Origin of the sequence: Vibrio sp. ZOR0018, assembly GCF_963865925.1 — a bacterium.
Taxonomy (GTDB): Bacteria; Pseudomonadota; Gammaproteobacteria; order Enterobacterales; family Vibrionaceae; genus Vibrio; species Vibrio anguillarum.
In genome coordinates this window covers 21,388-39,020 of record NZ_CAWMCN010000118.1, presented here as the reverse complement: position 1 = coordinate 39,020, position 17,633 = coordinate 21,388, and the positions used below count along the sequence as shown (strand labels likewise).

Here is a 17,633-nt window from a genome sequence, read left to right as displayed (position 1 = left end):
CCATTGCCAATATATTGACTAAACTTTACCCATGCTGTTTTTGAATCACCGTTGCATATTGTATTTACGCATTTTTTCAACCAAGGTCGTACGGCGCATACCCAGCATATCAGCGGCACGCGCTACCACTCCGCCTTGAGCTTCAAGGGCTTGGTTGATCATATTGACTTCCAAGTCCGCCAATAGCTCTTTCAAATTCACACCTTCAGGAGGCAATGACTGCGGTGCGTTGAGATTTTCGTGCATCTCTTCGACGTCTTCAAAACTGAAGTTTTCAGAGAAAATACCCGCCAGCACATCACGTTCTTGGTCTTCAACAGAACCATAGGAGCTGTGCTCTGGTTGGAATTCTGGAATATCACTATAGCGGTATTTAGTTGGTAAATGATTGACGTCGACGAGACTATTTGGATAGAGAATGATCATCCGCTCAACTAAATTCGCTAGCTCACGAACATTGCCCGGCCAATTGTGTTCCATTAACGAATTGACTGCTCGCGGGGTAAAACAAAATGGCTGTCCACCTTCCGCTTCCATACGTGTCATGAGTTCTTGTAACAGCAATGGGATGTCGTCTTTGCGATCTTTTAGCGCTGGCATTTCAATTGGGAAAACATTGAGTCGATAGTAAAGATCTTCACGAAATGATTCATCATCAATCATGTTTTCTAAATTGCGGTGAGTCGCTGACACCACACGCACATTCACTTTAATGGTGGTGTTACCGCCCACACGTTCAAAGCAGCGTTCTTGTAACACACGCAACAACTTTACCTGCATCGACATCGGCATATCACCGATCTCATCGAGAAATAAAGTACCGCCTTCGGCAAGCTCAAAACGACCTTTACGCGCGGTTATCGCTCCGGTAAACGCCCCTTTTTCATGACCAAATAATTCACTTTCAAGTAAATCAGCCGGAATCGCACCACAGTTAATCGGCACAAACGGACCGTTGCGGCGTGCAGAATGATAATGGATGTTACGCGCAACCACTTCTTTGCCCGTTCCAGATTCACCTAAGATCAACACATTGGCTTCTGTGCCTGAGACTTGCTCAATCAAATGGCGAACTTCTTGGATACCATGACTTTGGCCTACAAGGCTACGAAATAAGGTATTCTTACGCGATGTAGAGGGAACTTGCACGCCTTTGCGTCCTAAAAATTCTTTGCAATGTCGTAATGCGTCACTCAGTTGAGGATAATTAAGAGGTGACTCAAGTTCACCGACGTATTGAGTAAATTCTTCCAATGAATATGGCTGCTTGTTTGCCATTAGAAGTGGAATATAATTGGCCTTAGTCAACCACTGAGCTATCTCATCAGTTAACTGCTCACTTTTTAGCGATCCAATAATGCAGCCCCCCCACAATCTTGAACAATCAATATCCTTGATTTGGGATGACTCGATCGCCTCGCAGTGCTCTCCAACAAATTCTAAAATGTTACTTAGATTGAGACGGATCTGCGGATCGTCTTCTATCACAAGCAGTTTTGCTAAACCTTGCATAGGTGAGAATATTTGCCTTAAATCAGAGAAATTGTGGCCGCACTTCTGAAAATCGTTATTCAGTTTTGTTTTTCTATAATCACTTGATTAAACGATAGACAATTTGTGGAATTCAGCAACAAAAAAAGCCATTAGGCTAGTAATGGCTTCTATTCTATGGAATAAAAAAAATAAGGCAACCAAGCAATGAGCTGGTGTGACATCAGTTAAAACTTTAAAAAATAAGTGCCTAAAGTTTTATAAATAACTTATATGCCCACTTCGCTTGCCGTTAGATTGTGGTATTCAGGAGGGATTTGATCCCATGCTGATTTAATTTCTCGAATGATGTCGATCACATCATCCAGTGGTTGCGGGTCATTTTGATGATTCGCTTCGGTGATCTGAGTGATCATAAATTCATAAAGCTGATCTAAATTTTTTGCAATATCCCCGCCATCACTCATCGATAAGCAACTGCGTAAGCTAATAATGATATCCAATGCTTTACCAAGGCGTTCACCCTTACTTGGAATATTCCCCTGTAGCATTGCTGCTTTTGCTTGAATAAGGCGTTCAATGGCACCCGCCATCAACATTTGTACGACTTTATGCGGCGAGGCCGCACTGAGCTGGCTATCCACTGATACCTTTTTGTATGCCTGTAAAGAACCGCGCATAGTCTTCCTCTTATAAAAACTTTTTGTATTGCTGAACGGATTTATTACCGTGTCGGTATTTTTGGAGCGTTCTACCGATCTCGACCGTTTTTGACTGCATCAGTTCAACAAGATGTTTAGTTTCATCAATAGCCTCTCGCCATTGGCTCGACATTGCAAACTGTGGATTTTCTGACGCATGCGTCAGTAAGTTTTGCAATATCCGTTCCCTTTTATCGACAAGATGATTGATTTCTTCAGTATTAATTTCATCAATGACAAGCATTGCTCTTATTTGGTGATCTAGATCACTTAAAAGGTCGAGTTGCTGTTCCATATCAGCCGCCTAACGCATTCATCATACCAGCTAATTGGTTCTGCATTTTACTGGTCGCGTCTTGCATTGCTGAAAACTTAGAATGCGTTCGCTTCTCCAAACTGTCCATGCGGCGATCAAGTGCCGCTTGGTCGTCCACCACACGGTAGTTGCGTTCTACTAAGCTTTTTTCGCGTGTGCGAATCGACCCTGTCACCCCCGTCATGCTCTGAATAGCATCTTCAACCCGTTTGGCAAATCCTTGGTTTCCACCAAAGAACTCACCTAGCTTATTAAAGTTGTTATTGAGTTGGCGATCTAGCATGTCGTAGTTAATTTCAAGTGTCCCTTGGCGTGTGGTGGTAATACCAAACTCAATCAGACTTTTGATCTCTTCTGGAGCCTGCTCAATTCTAGTCGAAAAAACACTACGTAGGCGAGAGTCTGCACTGCGCACAATACTGTCACCCGCCAGTGGCCCAGCTTGGCCAGTCCGAGGGTCAACGCCTCCAAGTTCTTTAGAGACCTGATAAAACTGATTATACGCCGCGACAAATTGTTCAATATCATCGCGCACGGTTTTGCGGTCATATTCGATGCCAATTTCAGCCGGTGGTTTGCCTTTGGCCGTTTGCCCTTTAAGGGTCAAATCAACCCCTTCAATCGCATCTTCAATCACGTTGTTGTTGCTAGAAAGGGTCGCCACACCGTCCAAAACCACCACGGAATCTTGGCCTGCTTGTACTTGAGTCATACCTTGATAGGCGTCAAACGATGCTTGTGCCGCTCTAAGCTCAGCATCTGCTTTGTCCACTTTATCTAAATACTCACGCTCTTGCGGGTCAAGCTTTTCACGCTCTTTCTGCTTGGCTTGCTCTGGCGTCAGTTCACCACTACGCACCGCCGCCGCAACCGCGGCTTTTTCAGCTGCTAATTGCTGTTCAAGCTTGGCTTGCGCTTCTTTGGGGGTGACATAGGAGTCAACCAAAGTACCAGAAGCGGTATTGGTCCAACCGGGCACATCTGGCGCTTTTTCTAACGCAGTTGCATCAAGCTCTGGCTCAGGTTCATAGTAGGAATCGAGCAAGGTGCCAGAGGCGGTTTCAGTCCACCCTGGAATACGATCTTGCGGTTTCAGATATTTATTGGCAGCAACACCGGCGGCAGCAGCAGCTTTGACGGCGGCGTCGGTTAATTCACCGGCAGCATTAGCGACTTTACCGTCGGCAGCTACTTGCCCGGCGACTTCTTGAACACCACTCGCCATACTTTGGTCAACTTCGCGTGCCGCCGCACCTATTTTCTCGGCGACTTTTGCAGCGATAGCTTGTTGAGCTGGCGTGAGTGGTGCAATGATTTGTTGCGCTGCAGCGCGTGCTTTTTCTAAATCTTTAACGCGTTCTTCCAGCGTTTTGTACTCTAGATTTTTGAGCGGATTTCCGGCATCAGACTGAGCATTAATTTTAATGTCATGATCTTTTCCAGATAGATTAGAGGCCACAATCAAACGTGGCCCTTCAACATCATTGATTACCGAAGCACGAACTCCGGGATTGGTTTTAGTGCTGTTAATACCGCGAACGATATCAATCAATTTTGAATTGGCTTGGACATCAACATCAAACTTCTGATCACCAAGTGAAATCTGCAGCTTACCAGGACCAAACTTTGCCTCTTTCTCTAAAACATCCGAGGCAACTTTATGGCTCTGTGCAAGCTGCAACACATCGATAGCATATTTACCTGCTATTGCGTCAGTGGTGGCTGTCGCGGAGACGACATTTTCATCAGTAGTATCGACTTTTCGCAAAGCGAAAGCCTTCTCCTGACGAAAATTCGTCATAAGATTTTTCATCGTATCCAGCGACTCTTTGAGCCGGCCGTAGGCACTGATACTGGCATCAATTTGGCCAAGCTCATTATCAATACGTTGCTGCTTAGGAACGCGCTCTGCATTGACAATTTTGCTGACCAAGGAATTGATATCCATGCCAGTATTCATACCCATCGGGCCTAAGCTCATTAAATCACCTCAAAAACTACGATTACACCTTAGCAACCAATAAACCTGTACTGTGGTCTTTTTGTCTGGCAAGGCGTCGCAAAACCTCTAGCATTTCCTCGTTCGGGATCTGACGAATAATGTCACCAGTACTGGCTTCATAAATCGTCACAACATCCCGTCCTGATTCTTCATCGACTCTAAACGCTAAGTCTTTGTTGATAGATGAGATAAATTCATTCATCTGCTCTACCATCTTGGCTCTTTCCGATTTGTTGATCTGCTCTCGTTGCTGTGCAAGCTCGATTGCCGCTTCAACGCTTTGGTTTTGCCTATTTCTTAACTGTTCAGTACGATTCACCTCATTTTGTTTCGAGGAAGCGCGTGTCGCGCCATCGTTTTCTGAAGCAAATTTAATGCCACTTTGCGAGCCGTAAGGCTGGATGTTCGATGTGTAGGATGGTATTTCCATAACAATCTCCCTTCCACCTCATAGGTTGGCAGTGAAAACACTGCTTTCCCCACAAAGCTCCATTCGCCTATCGGTTAACCCAATAGACTAAGAGCTGCAGATGGTGACTGCTTCGCCTGTGCCAAAACTGACGTACTCGCTTGCTGCAAAATCTGCGACTTCGTCATTTGGGTTGTTTCACGGGCATAATCAGTATCCTTAATTCGACTACGAGAAGCGTTGACGTTCTCGTTGATGTTATCAAGGTTACTGATGGCATGACCGAAACGGTTCTGGAATGCACCTAACGAGGCACGTTGGCTATCAACGGCCTTTAGTGCACCATCAATCAAAGCTACAGCTTCCTGGGAGCCGCCAACCGTTGTGACATTGATGTCTTTGACGGTTACGTCTTTACCTGCAGCAAAACCAATTTCAGTACCCAGTCCACCACCAATAGTGACATCGCTTGAGACTTTTTGATTGGCGGCAAACAGTTGCAGTTTACCTTCATCACCGACTGAAGCTTTGATGTCACCATTTTGGCCATTAATGTAAGTAGCGACTTCTTCTAAGTCATCACCCACTTTAGCGTTAATGGTGACTTCGCGAGCTTCTCCTTGTTTATCAGTATAGCTCAGAGTCAGATCCGTCGCATTGGTGACTGACCAGTCAGGCGCTTTGCCATTTGTCGCGACATAGCTCTTACCGCCCATCGCTTTTGTGTCAGAACGCATGTCGCTCATGGAAAGCATCACAGCTTCACCAGAATCGGCACCAATTTGGAAAGATTTATTACCAAACGAACCATTTAGCAGTTTATTACCACCAAACGAGGTTGTTTCAGCAATACGGTTTAATTCATCATTGAGTGCTGAGACTTCCTCTTGGATCGCTTGGCGTTCTGAACTTGAGTTAGAACCGTTTGCTGATTGCAAAGAAAGATCTCGCATACGTTGCAAGATATTGGTGGTTTCATTCATTGCACCCTCTGCGGTTTGTGCAATGGAAATACCATCATTTGCGTTTCTTACCGCCATATCTAAGCCACGGCTTTGTGACGTTAAACGGTTTGAGATTTGTAGACCCGCTGCATCATCACGCGCGCTATTGATTTTATAGCCCGATGACAGACGCTCCATCGATTTCTGCGTACCATCAGCGGCGTTATTTAAATAACGCTGTGCGGTCATTGCAGACACGTTAGTGCTTACATTAATTGCCATATTGATCTCCTTAGGCATTGTGTTGATGTACTTCCGTGTCTCTCACCTCACGTCGGTACACCTCATTTCTCTCGTATCCTTTAACGGCGAAAGATTTATATCCTTTAGAAAAAAATAAGCCTTTTTTTAAAATTTATGCAGCGAGCATGAGAAATGTGATTAGCGTCAAAAAGTAAGAAAGATAATGCTGCATCGACTAACACTTTTTCCACTTTGCCACTAAGCAAAAAAAATCCAGCCGAGGCTGGATTTTCATTAAGGATAACTCTTGAGCTATTGGGCTCTTTTAGCCAAGTAAGCTAAGTGCCGCTTGTGGCGCTTGTTTTGCTTGAGCCAGCACTGAGCTTGATGCTTGAGAAAGAATTTGCGACTTAGTAAGCGCTGTTGTTTCTTTGGCAAAGTCAGTATCTTTAATACGGCTCTTAGAAGCACTCACGTTTTCGTTAATGTTATCTAAGTTGCTGATTGCATGGCTAAAGCGATTTTGGAATGCACCTAATTGTGCGCGATGGCTATCTACAAATTGCAGTGCAGCATCAACAATGGCAACCGATTCTTGAGCGCCACCCACAGAGGTCACATCAATGACATCTACGGTAACAGCTTGACCAGCTTGCATGCCGAGCTCACCAGCAAGACCGCCTGCGAATGTTACAGGGCCTTCTACTTTATTACTGCCAGCGAAGACTTGTAGTTTTCCTTCATCATCAACTGATGCTTTCACCATATCAGTTTGGCCGTTGATGTAAGTCGCCAACTCTTCAATATCATCGCCTTCTTTAGCTGAGATATTGATAGTCTGATCTGTACCTGAAGTATCTTTCAGTGTGATTTGTAGATCGTTGCTGCCGGCTTGAACTGACCAATCTTTATCTTTGCCGTTCGCCGCTTGGTAGCTTGTGCCGCCCATCATAGCATTGTCACTACGCATGTTGTTTAGGCTAAGCATGACGGCTTCACCGTTATCCGCACCGATTTGGAATGACTTAGTTTCAAAAGTACCGTTAAGTAATTTGTTACCACCAAATGATGTGGTTTCTGCGATACGGTTTAACTCGTCATTCAGAGCGGTGACTTCTTCTTGAATCGCTACACGGTCTGCTTTTGAGTTTGAACCGTTAGCTGATTGCAGTGACAAGTCACGCATACGTTGCAAAATGTTGGTCGTTTCATTCATCGCACCCTCAGCGGTTTGTGCAATAGAAATACCGTCATTCGCATTACGTACTGCTACGTCAAGACCGCGGCTCTGAACATTCAAACGGTTAGAGATTTGTAGGCCTGCCGCATCATCTTTTGCGCTGTTGATTTTAAAGCCAGAAGATAGGCGTTCCATTGATGTTTGTTGTGCATTGCTAGCGCCGTTTAGGTAACGCTGTGCTGTCATCGCTGATACGTTGGTATTTACATTAACTGCCATGGTGATTACTCCAATTGATTTTCCGATGTTTCCGGTTTCCGACGTCTCGGAAAACCAAATAGTTCTCTCAAAGTTACTTTTTATAGCGGCGGTATTTTCCAAAGCTTGAGGATTTTTTTTCGATTTTCTTAAAAAAAATGTGTTTAGTGTAAAAAACAGGACAAGAGGTCAAAAACCCACCAAAAAGGTAATAATTTCGCTAAAGATTTGTTATTAAAAGTCGATAAGTGTTGCTTTTTATCGCTAGCGAAGTAAGGCCAATGCTAGGTTTGGCTGTTTTTTGGCTTGCGCAAGAATAGAGGTACTGACTTGTTGTAGGATTTGCTGTTTTACCATTTGGGTGGTCTCTTTCGCATAGTCCGTATCTTTAATTCGACTGTTTGAAGAAGCGAGGTTTTCGTGTACGTTGTCGAGGTTGTTGATGGCGTGGTTAAAACGGTTTTGCAACGCGCCTAACTCAGAGCGATGGCTATCAACGTACTGCATTGCGGTATCAATGATGGCAACCGCCCGCTGCGCACCACCGACTTCGGTAATATCAAGAGTGTCTACTGCTTCATATCCCGTCACATTCATTTGCAACTGATTGGCTAAGCTACCTTTAAAATCAATAGTCCCAGAGGTTTCTTTACCCGCCATGAACAGCTGTAGCTGTCCTTTGTCGTTGACTGACGCCGATACTTTATCGGTTTGCCCATTGATGTAGGTTGCCAACTCTTCAATATCGTCCCCTACTTTTGCTTGGATTTGAATGTTGTGCTGTTTTCCCTTGGCATCGGTATAGCTCATGGTGAGCTGCCGATTATCTTGTGTCACCCGCCACTGGCTATCCGCCATGCCTGCCGCAACATAGCTAAAGCCCCCCATATCCAAACTGTCTGAACGCATATTTTTTAACGAAACTTGCACTGCTTCGCCAGAGCTCGCCCCTATCTGAAATGAGGATTGCCCAAACGAACCATTCAGTAACTTACGACCACCAAAAGAGGTGGTTTCAGCAATTCGGTTTAATTCATCGTTCAAGGCGCTCATTTCTTCCTGTAAAGCTTGCCTATCCGCTTTACTGTTCGCGCCATTCGCCGACTGCAAAGAGAGATCTCGCATACGCTGAAGCAGGCTGGTGGTCTCTTGCATTGCACCTTCAGCAGTCTGCATGATTGAAATGCCATCATTAGCATTGCGTACAGCGACATCTAAGCCCCTCATTTGCGACTCAAGGCGATTCGAAATTTGTAAACCCGCAGCATCATCTTTGGCACTATTAATACGCTTCCCGGAAGCAAGACGCTCCAAAGATTGATTCAACATTTCGCTTGCTGAGCCTAAGTTGCGCTGCGCAATCAAAGCAGAAACATTGGTATTAACGGTAATTGCCATAACAGACCCATGCCATAGAATGAATGATCTCTTTATCGGACAGTAGACGCTTTTCTTTACATAAAATGCTTAAAAAAGAAAAACCGAGCACAAGGCTCGGTCCGATAGTAGGTCAGTATTGAAACTTACTTTAGTTCAAGACGTTGCAGCATCTCAGCTGAAGGGGCAAAAAAGTACGCACCCGTTACGGCCTTGGTAAAGCGCAGCAGTTGATCTGTTTTACTATCCGCCACACCATACATACTTTCCAACATCACTTTAAAGTTATGCAGCGTATGGCAATAAGCAATGAATAGTAAACCGTGCTCACCACTCACCGTACCGTAAGGTAAGCTATGACGAACAATTTTTAGCCCTTTCCCCTCTTCTTTGATATCGACACGGCCAACGTGAGACGCTGCAGGTACATTATCAAGCTCAATCGAATCAGGCTTAGTGCGCCCAATCACTTTTTCTTGCGCCGCCACATTTAAGCGATTCCAAGCTGGAAGGTTATGCACAAAACGCTGCAACATCACATAGCTGCCGCCAGCAAATTCACCATCAGCAATCAGTGCAACTTCTTGACGTTTTTCGGCTTTAGGGTTTTCAGTGCCATCGATAAAGTCCGTCATATCTCGCGCATCTAAGTAACGAAATGAGTAGGTTTCATCCACCATTTCAACCAACTCTGCCACGGGTTCCATCCATTTACGCAACACATAAAACAGCAAGTCATGACGCTGAGAATGGCAGTGAATCAACACATCCACCTCGGTACTTGGTGCTATGGTTTCGCCTTTACCAAGCTCAGGAAAATCAATCAGCTCTTGTGGTATGCTTTGGTTTAAACGCTGCCAAAAGGTGCGAGTAAACGCGACCGACACGGTTAATTCAGCGCCGGGTTGATGTTGATTTATCTCATTGACTAAAGCGGGCAATGCTTTTAATTGCGCTAAAACATGCGCCGGATTTTGCTTTACTTTTAAAAGGCTAAACAGTGCAAACGGACCTGCTTCAGGCAGAATCGCGGTTTGAGGTTGTGTCATAAAATATCCTCACTTACTTATTTTTGCTCAGTGTAATTCAGTTTTTTGGGGCGACCTTGATTGGGATCACGCCTTGTCTATGAGCGGGATAGAAAAACAATCACGCACACTTTTACTCTTCAGTAGATATAGACCAAACCATAACAGCACCAACAGTGTGCTTGCATTGGCCCAATTAAAAACGCCGTGCTCTAAATAGATATGATAAAGCGTTTGTATAAATTGCAAGATAACCATAAGTAACGTCAGCGGTTTTCCCATGCTGACGATGCGGTTTAGCCACGATCGTTCAGGAGCACGTAAGCTGATAAGCCACATCAGAATGATACTTGGCAACCCTATAATCAACCCCAAATAAAGCATCGAATGGTCTGGGTAAACAATGGTTAAAATCGTCGTACCATTATCTCGGCTTGCTCCTGCCACCACGAAAACAATCCAAGCTTTTGCCAAAAATAACCAACCAAGCCAGATAAGTTTAGGGGCTTTAAGAAAACCATGTTGGTCGTATCGCTCTAACGCATAACGCATCAATACCTTCGCTCTTTTAAAAAAACGTTTTTACTTTAGCGAATCGATTTCAAATAGCTAGCCAGATCTTTTGCTCTTGACCAGTTTCTAACTTGAACATCACGCATAGTGATCAATCTCAATAGTGAAGGATGACGATACGTGATAGGGTGAGCGCCTGTCTATAGCCGCTTGTAAACGTTATGAATAAAACGATTATTCCCTCAGAACAAACTCAGCAACAAGCCATGAAAGTCGCCTTAGCCACTCAAAAGCAGGGGCAAACGAAAGAACAAACCAAGCTGATCGCTCAAGGCATTGAGAAAGGCATAGCCTTGTATAAAAAGCAGCAAAAAGAGAAAAGCCGACAGGCAGATAAAGCTAAAAAAAGAGCATTGCAGCTAAAGAAAACCGCACAAAATACGGAAGAAGAACCCGCACACATTGAAACTTCATCAAGCTTGGTATCGACCTCATGGTTACCTTGGGCACTGCTGATCGTGAGCTGGCTTGGTTTTATCTCTTATCTAGTTCTGAAAGGTTAAACTGATGAAAAGACTGTCTATATTATTGCTGGCAGCGCTAATGATAGGCTGTAGCTCATCACACAGCCCACTCCCAAACGATGCAGATCGCATTCAGATTCGTACTGATGCCGGATTTGATGCTGGTCAGTGTGACTGGTTAGGGGATGTAACAGGCAGTGAAGGTTACTGGTTCAGCTCTTGGCTCATTCCCAATGACAAATTGATTCGAAGGGCGGTAAACGAGCTAAAAACTCACGCTCATCAACTGGGAGGCGATACAGTAACGCTCGACTACTCCAATTATTTCAAAACCTCTGTCACGATTTTCGGTACTGTTTATCGTTGCTTACCCAATGTGGATATGAAAACACCATAAAAAAAGCCAGCAAATGCTGGCTTATGCACTAAATCCAAGGCTAGTCGCAATATCACAGCGACGATCTAATACCCATTGACTATCAAATGGCCCCCAATCAGAGAGTTGATAGTAACCATCATTGTGACGCCTTCCATCTTGAACAAACATCAGTTCAATCCCTATTCCTGGCAGTGCTTTCAGGACATCCTGAATCGTACGGCGAGGCCACCCCGTTTTTTCGATGAGTTTGGGCACGTTTGGTCTTTCAAGGCTTTCTACTAACAAAGCTAAATACAGTCGCCTTGCAAAAACAGGACTCAGTTCCATTGACACCTCCTATTACTGTGCCGCTTCATTATTTCTGTTTTCACATTTAGAGTGTTGCGTTCGATCAATAACTTTCCAATCGTAAGCAACTGAAACACATTTTTTTTAAACAACGAAATAAAAGCATCTCTATTTTGTAAGCCACAGCGCTTCCTGATAGGATTTGACCATTAAAAAAATAATACGCCTCAACAAGGATTTTTATGACGATCACCATGTATGGCATTCCCAACTGCGACACCATTAAAAAAGCACGGAAATGGTTGGAAGCTGCGGGGGTGGATTACCAATTTCATGACTACCGTAAACAAGGTATTGATGCCGAGCTCGTGGCTCAGTTTTGCCAAGCACTTGGTTGGGAAAATGTACTCAATAAACGCGGTACAACCTTTCGTCAGCTCACGCCGTCACAAAAAGAGTCGTTAGATGCTCACAGTGTTGTGACTTTGTTGGTTGAACAACCAGCTATGATCAAACGACCTATCTTATTGGTCGATACCCATTACCATCTCGGTTTCAATGCTCAGCAATACGCTGCTATTTTCTCTTAATACAAGGATTTCAAGGATGACAGACAGCCCTGTACTGGCGCTCGCAAAAGATCTCATTAGTCGCCAATCAGTAACTCCTGAGGATGCAGGTTGCCAAGACCTGATGATTAAACGCTTACAAGCGCTAGGGTTTGAAGTGGAAACAATGGTCTTTGAAGATACCACTAATTTTTGGGCTCGCCGCGGCACTCAATCGCCTCTTTTTGCCTTTGCTGGCCATACGGATGTCGTTCCCGCAGGCCCTTTAGCGCAGTGGCATACAGCGCCGTTTGAACCGACTGTAATTGATGGTTATTTACATGGGCGCGGGGCGGCAGATATGAAAGGCTCGCTTGCTTGCATGGTTGTCGCTGTCGAGCGCTTTATTGAACAGCACCCTAACCATCAAGGTTCGATTGCCTTTTTGATCACTTCAGATGAAGAAGGGCCATTCATCAATGGCACCACTCGCGTAGTCGATACGTTAATGGCGCGTAATGAGCCAATTGATATGTGTATCGTCGGTGAGCCATCGAGTACATTAAATGTGGGCGATGTGATAAAAAATGGCCGTCGTGGCTCAATTACAGGCGATCTACAGATTAAAGGGATTCAAGGACACGTTGCTTATCCTCACCTTGCTAATAACCCGATTCACCAAGCCTTGCCTGCGTTAGCCGAACTTGCGGCAATAAAATGGGATGAAGGGAACGCTTATTTCCCACCGACCAGCTTCCAAATTCCAAACTTGCAAGCTGGCACGGGAGCATCAAACGTCATCCCCGGTGAGTTTGACGTGCAGTTTAACTTCCGTTTCAGTACCGAGTTAACCGATGAAGAGATCAAGCGCCGCGTGCATTCTATCTTAGATGCCCATGGATTGGATTATGAATTACGCTGGACATTAAGCGGCCAACCTTTCTTGACCGATACGGGCTCATTACTGACTGCCGTCGTTAAAGCCGTCGATGAGGTGAACCACAAATCCCCAGAGCTATTGACGACAGGGGGCACATCTGATGGACGCTTTATTGCCCAGATGGGCGCACAAGTGGTCGAACTTGGTCCTGTTAACGCGACAATTCATAAAGTTAACGAGTGCGTTAAGATTGCCGATTTAGAGAAACTAACGGATATGTACCAAAAAACCCTAGAGAATTTATTGGTGTAACCCATGACTCCAGAGCAGTTGACCGGACAAACCGACTCCCATTTAACATCAGTGCTGATTGGGCAGAAATCTTTCTTGGTTCACCCCGGGGTGATCCAAGATTTGCTCGCTCTAAAGCAAGCGGCTGACGACGCTGGTTTTGATTTCCATATCGCCAGTGGGTTTCGTGATTTTGAACGCCAGTTGAACATCTGGAATCGGAAAATGTCAGGGCAAGCCGAATTACTTGATAATAACAGTCAACCGGTAAACCCTGCTCAGTTAAGCGAAGAACAAAAGATATTCACGATTTTGCGCTGGTCAGCGCTGCCCGGTAGCAGCCGCCACCATTGGGGGTGTGACTTTGATGTTTTTGATCGCAAAGCATTACCGACAGGTGTCACACTCAAGCTTGAACCGTGGGAATATCTCTCAGGCCACCAAGCTCCTTTTTATCAATGGATGAAAGAGCATTTACCTAAGTTTGGTTTTTTCTTCCCCTACCAAGGAAAGAAAGGCGGTGTTGCGTTTGAACCTTGGCATATTAGCCACAAAACAGCGGCTAAAGACTGTCTTAACCTGTTGACGCCAAGCATATTGGCGACACAGCTTGAAAACATGCCGCTCCTAGGTGTGTCGACGGTACAAGAGAACTTAGATCGGATCTACACTCAGTACATTGTTAACATCAGCCAACCGGAGTCCTGATATGGAATTCATTACCAACCCTTGGGTTATCACTATTGTAATCTTAGCGGTGTTTATCGGTAATATTGCCGCGCTGAAATACACGGCTAACATGAAATTTGGCTTGAAAGGGAAGAAGAGTGATCTGGATAAACTCAACGAACTTGATAAGCACGAAGACTCAGATTCAGAGCAAAAATAAAGGGACTTTCGTCCCTTTATTTTTCATGGATTCGTCATCACAATTACTGACGCTCGGCAATCGCCGACAGTACAGGTACCATATCTTTCAGTAGTTCTTCTTCCACCGGCTTGCCGGCTGAATTGGTCACGTTGATCGAGGTACGGTTACCTAAATCACCTAACAAGAAGGTGTAAGTTCCACTTTTTAGCGAGATAGGTTTCACGCCAATGTCTTGCCAAAAGGCGTCATCTGGCGCGGAGTATTTCGCTTTTATTGTACCTTGAGATTGGTTGCGCTCTTCGAGCGTAAAACCGATCTGCGGCATAAGATTAGGCAAACGTTGCCACAGAACATCGTAAGAGGTACGAGCAATAATTACAGGGAAACCACTACGGTCACTGCCCATCGTAATGGGGATCTGTTTAACCAACTGTTGAGCTTTACGTGCTGCTTCTTGACGTAGATCGGTATCGTAACGAGCCGTGACCAAATTGGTCATGAACGCATTATAACGCTCTTTATTAGTAGCACTCACTGGCATCTCTTTGCCACCTTCACGCCAACCAGTCAATGAAATCTTAAAGCCAAAACGATTATTCGCCATCACCCGTGAGATTTGGTAGCGGCTACCAATCTCAACTTCTTCATCTTCGGAAACCCAAGTCACCCAATCAGTATCAATCTGGTTTTCACTTTGTGCAGCGATACCAATGTTTCGCTCTTTAAGCATGGCTAACGCGGTTTGCCACACCTTATCGGCTTCATCTTGCTTGATCATCCATAATGTCACTTCGCCATTTTGGCGCTCGGCACGCGCGCCTGGGATCAATTCTAAGACTTGTTGAGGAGGACGAATATCCACAGTACGGCCAATGCCACCTTGGAAGTCACCTTCAGGGATCTGGTAATTAGGGTAAAACTGCGGAGTTGCTCCTTCAGGAAGTTGCCACTCTTTTAGAGCCGGGGTTTCTAAATAAGCAAAATCATCTTTTGCTTGGCGACGCTGAGAAGCGTTACCAGCACATGCGCTTAAAACAAAAACAGCTAGTGAACTGATAACTAGCTGATGAGTAAATTTCATTCAAACTCCTAGACTGCCGAGGAAAAAGCCTCGGCACAATATTGAATCGATTTAGAAGATACAAGCTTCGGTCATGGCTTGGGCAACCGTTGAACGTACAGGTTCAGACAGTTCAGTCAAAGGTAGACGTAGATCACCATTTGTAATCAATCCCATTTTGTGAGCAGCCCATTTCACTGGGATCGGGCTCGACTCAACAAATAGACCTTTATGCAAAGGCATTAAACGTTGATTAATAAGCTCAGCCTCGTCGAATCGGCCTTCTAATGCTAAGTGCATCATCTGCGCCATATCTTTAGCGGCAATATTATTCGTCACCGAAATAACACCTTGTCCACCTAATTTAACAAACTCCAAACCTGTCGCGTCATCGCCACTTAATAAAATAAAGTCTTTTCCACAAAGCTCACGATGAAGAGCCACTCGGCTCAAATCACCCGTTGCATCTTTCAAAGCGACAATCGTTTTAATTTCAGCAAGGCGAGCGACGGTTTCAGGACGCAAATCCACCGCTGTACGGCCTGGTACATTATAGAGAATCTGAGGGATATCAGTCTCTTGAGAAATTGCTTTGTAGTGTTGAAATAAACCTTCTTGGGTTGGTTTATTGTAATAAGGAGTCACACTTAAACAGCCAGCAATACCTGTGTTATTTAATAAACGGCTAAACGTTACCGCCTCATGAGTAGCATTCGCACCCGTTCCCGCAATCACAGGAATACGTCCTTCGGCAAATTCGACGGTTTTTGCGACAACTTTGACATGCTCTTCAACGGTTAGCGTGGCAGATTCACCCGTTGTTCCGACGGCAACAATGGCGTCAGTTCCGGCTGTCACGTGAAAGTCCACCAGCTTCTTCAAACTAACAAAATCAACCTCACCATCATGATTAAACGGTGTAATGAGCGCTACGATACTTCCTGAAAACATGTCCATCTCCCTAATTTGTTACTTTCTGCATGGTACTGTAAGGCGATTGAAAAACACAAGGGATTAAATTCGCTTAATCAGCCCATTTGGATGAATATTTATCAGATGTTAGAGGTTTAACAAACAACATCAATTAAGGGCAAACTTTATAGCGGATCTGAATATGTCGATGTCAACAACACGTTATTTTCAAGACGGAGTTCTTAAAAAGCTATTCCACCACCGTTCCTCTATAATTTAACTGTGATAACATGCCCAAAACGATAAAAGTGAAGCGATATTATGACTCAGCATCTAGTGATCACTGCTGTAGGGACAGACCGCCCTGGTATCTGTAATGAAGTGGTACGTTTAGTTACGCAATCAGGCTGCAATATCATCGATAGCCGAATTGCTTTGTTTGGCAAAGAGTTCACGCTCATCATGCTGGTCTCTGGCAATACAAACCACATCACCCGAGTAGAGACAACCTTACCTTTATTAGGCCAACAACATGATCTCATCACCATCATGAAACGTACATCACCGCATGATTATCAAGATAATGCCTATACGGTTGAAGTGTTTGTTGAGTCTGAAGACAAAATTGGCCTAACAGAGAAATTCACTCAATTTTTTGCCAATCGTAATATTGGTATGGCTTCACTGAGTGCGCAGACGATTCATAAATCGAAGTTACATCTTGATCACGACCAATTTCATATTGCCATTACCGCCAGTGTCGATTCAGGGTGTAACTTAATGCAACTACAAGAAGAATTTGACAGTTTATGCAAGACACTGGATGTACAAGGTTCGCTCAACTTTATAAAAAACAGTCAATAAAAAAGGAAGAATAATGAAAACGCTTACTGCAGGCACGCCAGCACCTGCTTTTTCACTTTTAGATCAAGATGGAAATACCGTTTCCCTTGCTGATTTCTCAGGGAAAAAGGTGTTGTTCTACTTTTATCCTAAAGCCATGACACCAGGTTGTACTGTTCAGGCTCAAGGCCTTCGAGATGTAAAAGCGGAACTCGATGCTCACAACGTAGTGGTACTCGGAGTCAGCACCGATCCCGTGAAGCGTTTAGGTAAGTTCATTGAACGTGATCACTTAAACTTTACTTTATTATCCGATGAAGACCACGTGGTTGCTGAGCAGTTTGGCGTATGGGGTGAGAAGAAGTTCATGGGCAAAGTTTATGATGGCCTACACCGGATTAGCTTTTTAATCAACGAGCAAGGTATCATTGAACAGGTTTTTGATAAATTCAAAACCAAAGATCACCATGAAGTGGTACTTGATTATCTAAACGCCCAATAATCAAAACTCGACTGAAATAAAAAATGCCAGTTCTTAATACTGGCATTTTTGTAACACGGCTAATCAAAAGTTG

Annotated in this window: 21 protein-coding genes; 8 read left to right on the top strand and 13 right to left on the bottom strand. The window is 44.4% G+C overall.

Translation table 11 applies throughout. The annotated features are described in order from the left end of the window. Positions 1–45: 45 nt before the first annotated feature. From AACR75_RS11775 to AACR75_RS11730, 10 genes are all read right to left on the bottom strand, one after another. Positions 46–1,512, bottom strand: coding sequence for a sigma-54 dependent transcriptional regulator (locus AACR75_RS11775; RefSeq protein WP_017045739.1), 1,467 nt, complete (start codon positions 1,510–1,512; stop codon positions 46–48). A gap of 248 nt (positions 1,513–1,760) precedes the next feature. After that, positions 1,761–2,171 (bottom strand): flagellar export chaperone FliS, encoded by a 411-nt coding sequence (gene fliS / locus AACR75_RS11770; protein ID WP_010318718.1) that lies wholly within the window; start codon positions 2,169–2,171, stop codon positions 1,761–1,763. A 10-nt stretch (positions 2,172–2,181) separates the two neighbouring features. After that, on the bottom strand, positions 2,182–2,487 hold the full coding sequence (locus AACR75_RS11765) for a flagellar protein FliT (protein WP_013856304.1): 306 nt from the start codon (positions 2,485–2,487) through the stop codon (positions 2,182–2,184). Between the two features lies 1 nt (position 2,488). Then, entirely contained in the window at positions 2,489–4,489 is a 2,001-nt protein-coding gene (gene fliD / locus AACR75_RS11760; RefSeq protein WP_047687804.1) for a flagellar filament capping protein FliD, read from the bottom strand. Between the two features lie 22 nt (positions 4,490–4,511). Beyond that, positions 4,512–4,940, bottom strand: a complete 429-nt coding sequence (gene flaG, locus AACR75_RS11755; RefSeq protein WP_013856302.1) for a flagellar protein FlaG — start codon at positions 4,938–4,940, stop codon at positions 4,512–4,514. Positions 4,941–5,014: 74 nt separating this feature from the next. Continuing rightward, complete coding sequence (locus tag AACR75_RS11750) at positions 5,015–6,145, bottom strand: flagellin (protein WP_047687803.1); 1,131 nt, start codon at positions 6,143–6,145, stop codon at positions 5,015–5,017. A 286-nt stretch (positions 6,146–6,431) separates the two neighbouring features. Next, positions 6,432–7,565, bottom strand: a complete 1,134-nt coding sequence (locus AACR75_RS11745) for a flagellin (protein WP_013856299.1) — start codon at positions 7,563–7,565, stop codon at positions 6,432–6,434. A 243-nt stretch (positions 7,566–7,808) separates the two neighbouring features. Continuing rightward, positions 7,809–8,942 carry a flagellin gene (locus AACR75_RS11740; protein ID WP_047687802.1) on the bottom strand — a complete coding sequence of 378 codons (1,134 nt, stop codon included), beginning with the start codon at positions 8,940–8,942 and terminating at the stop codon, positions 7,809–7,811. A 125-nt stretch (positions 8,943–9,067) separates the two neighbouring features. After that, positions 9,068–9,970, bottom strand: a complete 903-nt coding sequence (locus tag AACR75_RS11735) for a Dyp-type peroxidase (protein ID WP_047687801.1) — start codon at positions 9,968–9,970, stop codon at positions 9,068–9,070. Between the two features lie 66 nt (positions 9,971–10,036). Continuing rightward, positions 10,037–10,504 (bottom strand): DUF2919 domain-containing protein, encoded by a 468-nt coding sequence (locus tag AACR75_RS11730; protein ID WP_081989639.1) that lies wholly within the window; start codon positions 10,502–10,504, stop codon positions 10,037–10,039. A gap of 179 nt (positions 10,505–10,683) precedes the next feature. On the opposite strand from AACR75_RS11730, the gene AACR75_RS11725 reads away from it, so the two are divergent. Together AACR75_RS11725 and AACR75_RS11720 are read left to right on the top strand one after the other, a co-directional pair. Beyond that, on the top strand, positions 10,684–11,025 hold the full coding sequence (locus AACR75_RS11725) for a DUF2956 domain-containing protein (protein WP_017045746.1): 342 nt from the start codon (positions 10,684–10,686) through the stop codon (positions 11,023–11,025). Positions 11,026–11,029: 4 nt separating this feature from the next. After that, complete coding sequence (locus AACR75_RS11720) at positions 11,030–11,383, top strand: DUF4156 domain-containing protein (RefSeq protein WP_017047856.1); 354 nt, start codon at positions 11,030–11,032, stop codon at positions 11,381–11,383. Positions 11,384–11,404: 21 nt separating this feature from the next. Here the strand turns inward: AACR75_RS11720 and AACR75_RS11715 are convergent, their stop codons facing one another. Next, positions 11,405–11,692, bottom strand: coding sequence for a winged helix-turn-helix domain-containing protein (locus AACR75_RS11715; protein ID WP_010318729.1), 288 nt, complete (start codon positions 11,690–11,692; stop codon positions 11,405–11,407). A 203-nt stretch (positions 11,693–11,895) separates the two neighbouring features. Here AACR75_RS11715 and AACR75_RS11710 point away from each other — a divergent pair, with 203 nt between their 5' ends. From AACR75_RS11710 to AACR75_RS11695, 4 genes are read left to right on the top strand one after another with little or no spacing between them, the layout of a single operon-like run. Continuing rightward, positions 11,896–12,243 carry an ArsC family reductase gene (locus tag AACR75_RS11710; RefSeq protein ID WP_017047857.1) on the top strand — a complete coding sequence of 116 codons (348 nt, stop codon included), beginning with the start codon at positions 11,896–11,898 and terminating at the stop codon, positions 12,241–12,243. Positions 12,244–12,259: 16 nt separating this feature from the next. Further along, positions 12,260–13,393 (top strand): succinyl-diaminopimelate desuccinylase, encoded by a 1,134-nt coding sequence (gene dapE, locus AACR75_RS11705; protein WP_017045749.1) that lies wholly within the window; start codon positions 12,260–12,262, stop codon positions 13,391–13,393. A 3-nt stretch (positions 13,394–13,396) separates the two neighbouring features. Beyond that, positions 13,397–14,080: a M15 family metallopeptidase gene (locus tag AACR75_RS11700; RefSeq protein WP_019281605.1), complete on the top strand. Its 684-nt coding sequence runs from the start codon at positions 13,397–13,399 to the stop codon at positions 14,078–14,080. Between the two features lies 1 nt (position 14,081). Then, positions 14,082–14,261, top strand: a complete 180-nt coding sequence (locus AACR75_RS11695) for a DUF2897 family protein (protein ID WP_170906945.1) — start codon at positions 14,082–14,084, stop codon at positions 14,259–14,261. 43 nt (positions 14,262–14,304) lie between these two features. Here AACR75_RS11695 and bamC read toward each other — a convergent pair whose 3' ends face one another. Both bamC and dapA read right to left on the bottom strand, forming a co-directional pair. Further along, positions 14,305–15,324, bottom strand: a complete 1,020-nt coding sequence (gene bamC / locus AACR75_RS11690; protein ID WP_017045751.1) for an outer membrane protein assembly factor BamC — start codon at positions 15,322–15,324, stop codon at positions 14,305–14,307. Positions 15,325–15,375: 51 nt separating this feature from the next. Further along, positions 15,376–16,254: a 4-hydroxy-tetrahydrodipicolinate synthase gene (gene dapA, locus AACR75_RS11685; RefSeq protein ID WP_026028067.1), complete on the bottom strand. Its 879-nt coding sequence runs from the start codon at positions 16,252–16,254 to the stop codon at positions 15,376–15,378. Positions 16,255–16,536: 282 nt separating this feature from the next. Between dapA and AACR75_RS11680 the strand changes: the two genes are divergently transcribed. Next, positions 16,537–17,079, top strand: a complete 543-nt coding sequence (locus AACR75_RS11680; RefSeq protein WP_013856284.1) for a glycine cleavage system protein R — start codon at positions 16,537–16,539, stop codon at positions 17,077–17,079. Positions 17,080–17,092: 13 nt separating this feature from the next. Further along, the gene (gene bcp / locus AACR75_RS11675) at positions 17,093–17,560 is read left to right on the top strand and encodes a thioredoxin-dependent thiol peroxidase (protein WP_013856283.1); all 468 of its coding nucleotides are present in this window, start codon (positions 17,093–17,095) and stop codon (positions 17,558–17,560) included. The last annotated feature ends 73 nt before the right edge of the window (positions 17,561–17,633 follow it).

Excerpts from the sequence above, each read along its gene's own strand:
- AACR75_RS11775 (WP_017045739.1), bottom strand. The coding sequence starts at position 1,512 with ATGCAAGGTTTAGCAAAACTGCTTGTGATAGAAGACGATCCGCAGATC.
- fliS (WP_010318718.1), bottom strand. The coding sequence starts at position 2,171 with ATGCGCGGTTCTTTACAGGCATACAAAAAGGTATCAGTGGATAGCCAG.
- AACR75_RS11765 (WP_013856304.1), bottom strand. The coding sequence starts at position 2,487 with ATGGAACAGCAACTCGACCTTTTAAGTGATCTAGATCACCAAATAAGA.
- fliD (WP_047687804.1), bottom strand. The coding sequence starts at position 4,489 with ATGAGCTTAGGCCCGATGGGTATGAATACTGGCATGGATATCAATTCC.
- flaG (WP_013856302.1), bottom strand. The coding sequence starts at position 4,940 with ATGGAAATACCATCCTACACATCGAACATCCAGCCTTACGGCTCGCAA.
- AACR75_RS11750 (WP_047687803.1), bottom strand. The coding sequence starts at position 6,145 with ATGGCAATTAATGTAAGCACTAACGTGTCTGCAATGACCGCACAGCGT.
- AACR75_RS11745 (WP_013856299.1), bottom strand. The coding sequence starts at position 7,565 with ATGGCAGTTAATGTAAATACCAACGTATCAGCGATGACAGCACAGCGT.
- AACR75_RS11740 (WP_047687802.1), bottom strand. The coding sequence starts at position 8,942 with ATGGCAATTACCGTTAATACCAATGTTTCTGCTTTGATTGCGCAGCGC.
- AACR75_RS11735 (WP_047687801.1), bottom strand. The coding sequence starts at position 9,970 with ATGACACAACCTCAAACCGCGATTCTGCCTGAAGCAGGTCCGTTTGCA.
- AACR75_RS11725 (WP_017045746.1), top strand. The coding sequence starts at position 10,684 with ATGAATAAAACGATTATTCCCTCAGAACAAACTCAGCAACAAGCCATG.
- AACR75_RS11720 (WP_017047856.1), top strand. The coding sequence starts at position 11,030 with ATGAAAAGACTGTCTATATTATTGCTGGCAGCGCTAATGATAGGCTGT.
- AACR75_RS11715 (WP_010318729.1), bottom strand. The coding sequence starts at position 11,692 with ATGGAACTGAGTCCTGTTTTTGCAAGGCGACTGTATTTAGCTTTGTTA.
- AACR75_RS11710 (WP_017047857.1), top strand. The coding sequence starts at position 11,896 with ATGACGATCACCATGTATGGCATTCCCAACTGCGACACCATTAAAAAA.
- dapE (WP_017045749.1), top strand. The coding sequence starts at position 12,260 with ATGACAGACAGCCCTGTACTGGCGCTCGCAAAAGATCTCATTAGTCGC.
- AACR75_RS11700 (WP_019281605.1), top strand. The coding sequence starts at position 13,397 with ATGACTCCAGAGCAGTTGACCGGACAAACCGACTCCCATTTAACATCA.
- AACR75_RS11695 (WP_170906945.1), top strand. The coding sequence starts at position 14,082 with ATGGAATTCATTACCAACCCTTGGGTTATCACTATTGTAATCTTAGCG.
- bamC (WP_017045751.1), bottom strand. The coding sequence starts at position 15,324 with ATGAAATTTACTCATCAGCTAGTTATCAGTTCACTAGCTGTTTTTGTT.
- dapA (WP_026028067.1), bottom strand. The coding sequence starts at position 16,254 with ATGTTTTCAGGAAGTATCGTAGCGCTCATTACACCGTTTAATCATGAT.
- AACR75_RS11680 (WP_013856284.1), top strand. The coding sequence starts at position 16,537 with ATGACTCAGCATCTAGTGATCACTGCTGTAGGGACAGACCGCCCTGGT.
- bcp (WP_013856283.1), top strand. The coding sequence starts at position 17,093 with ATGAAAACGCTTACTGCAGGCACGCCAGCACCTGCTTTTTCACTTTTA.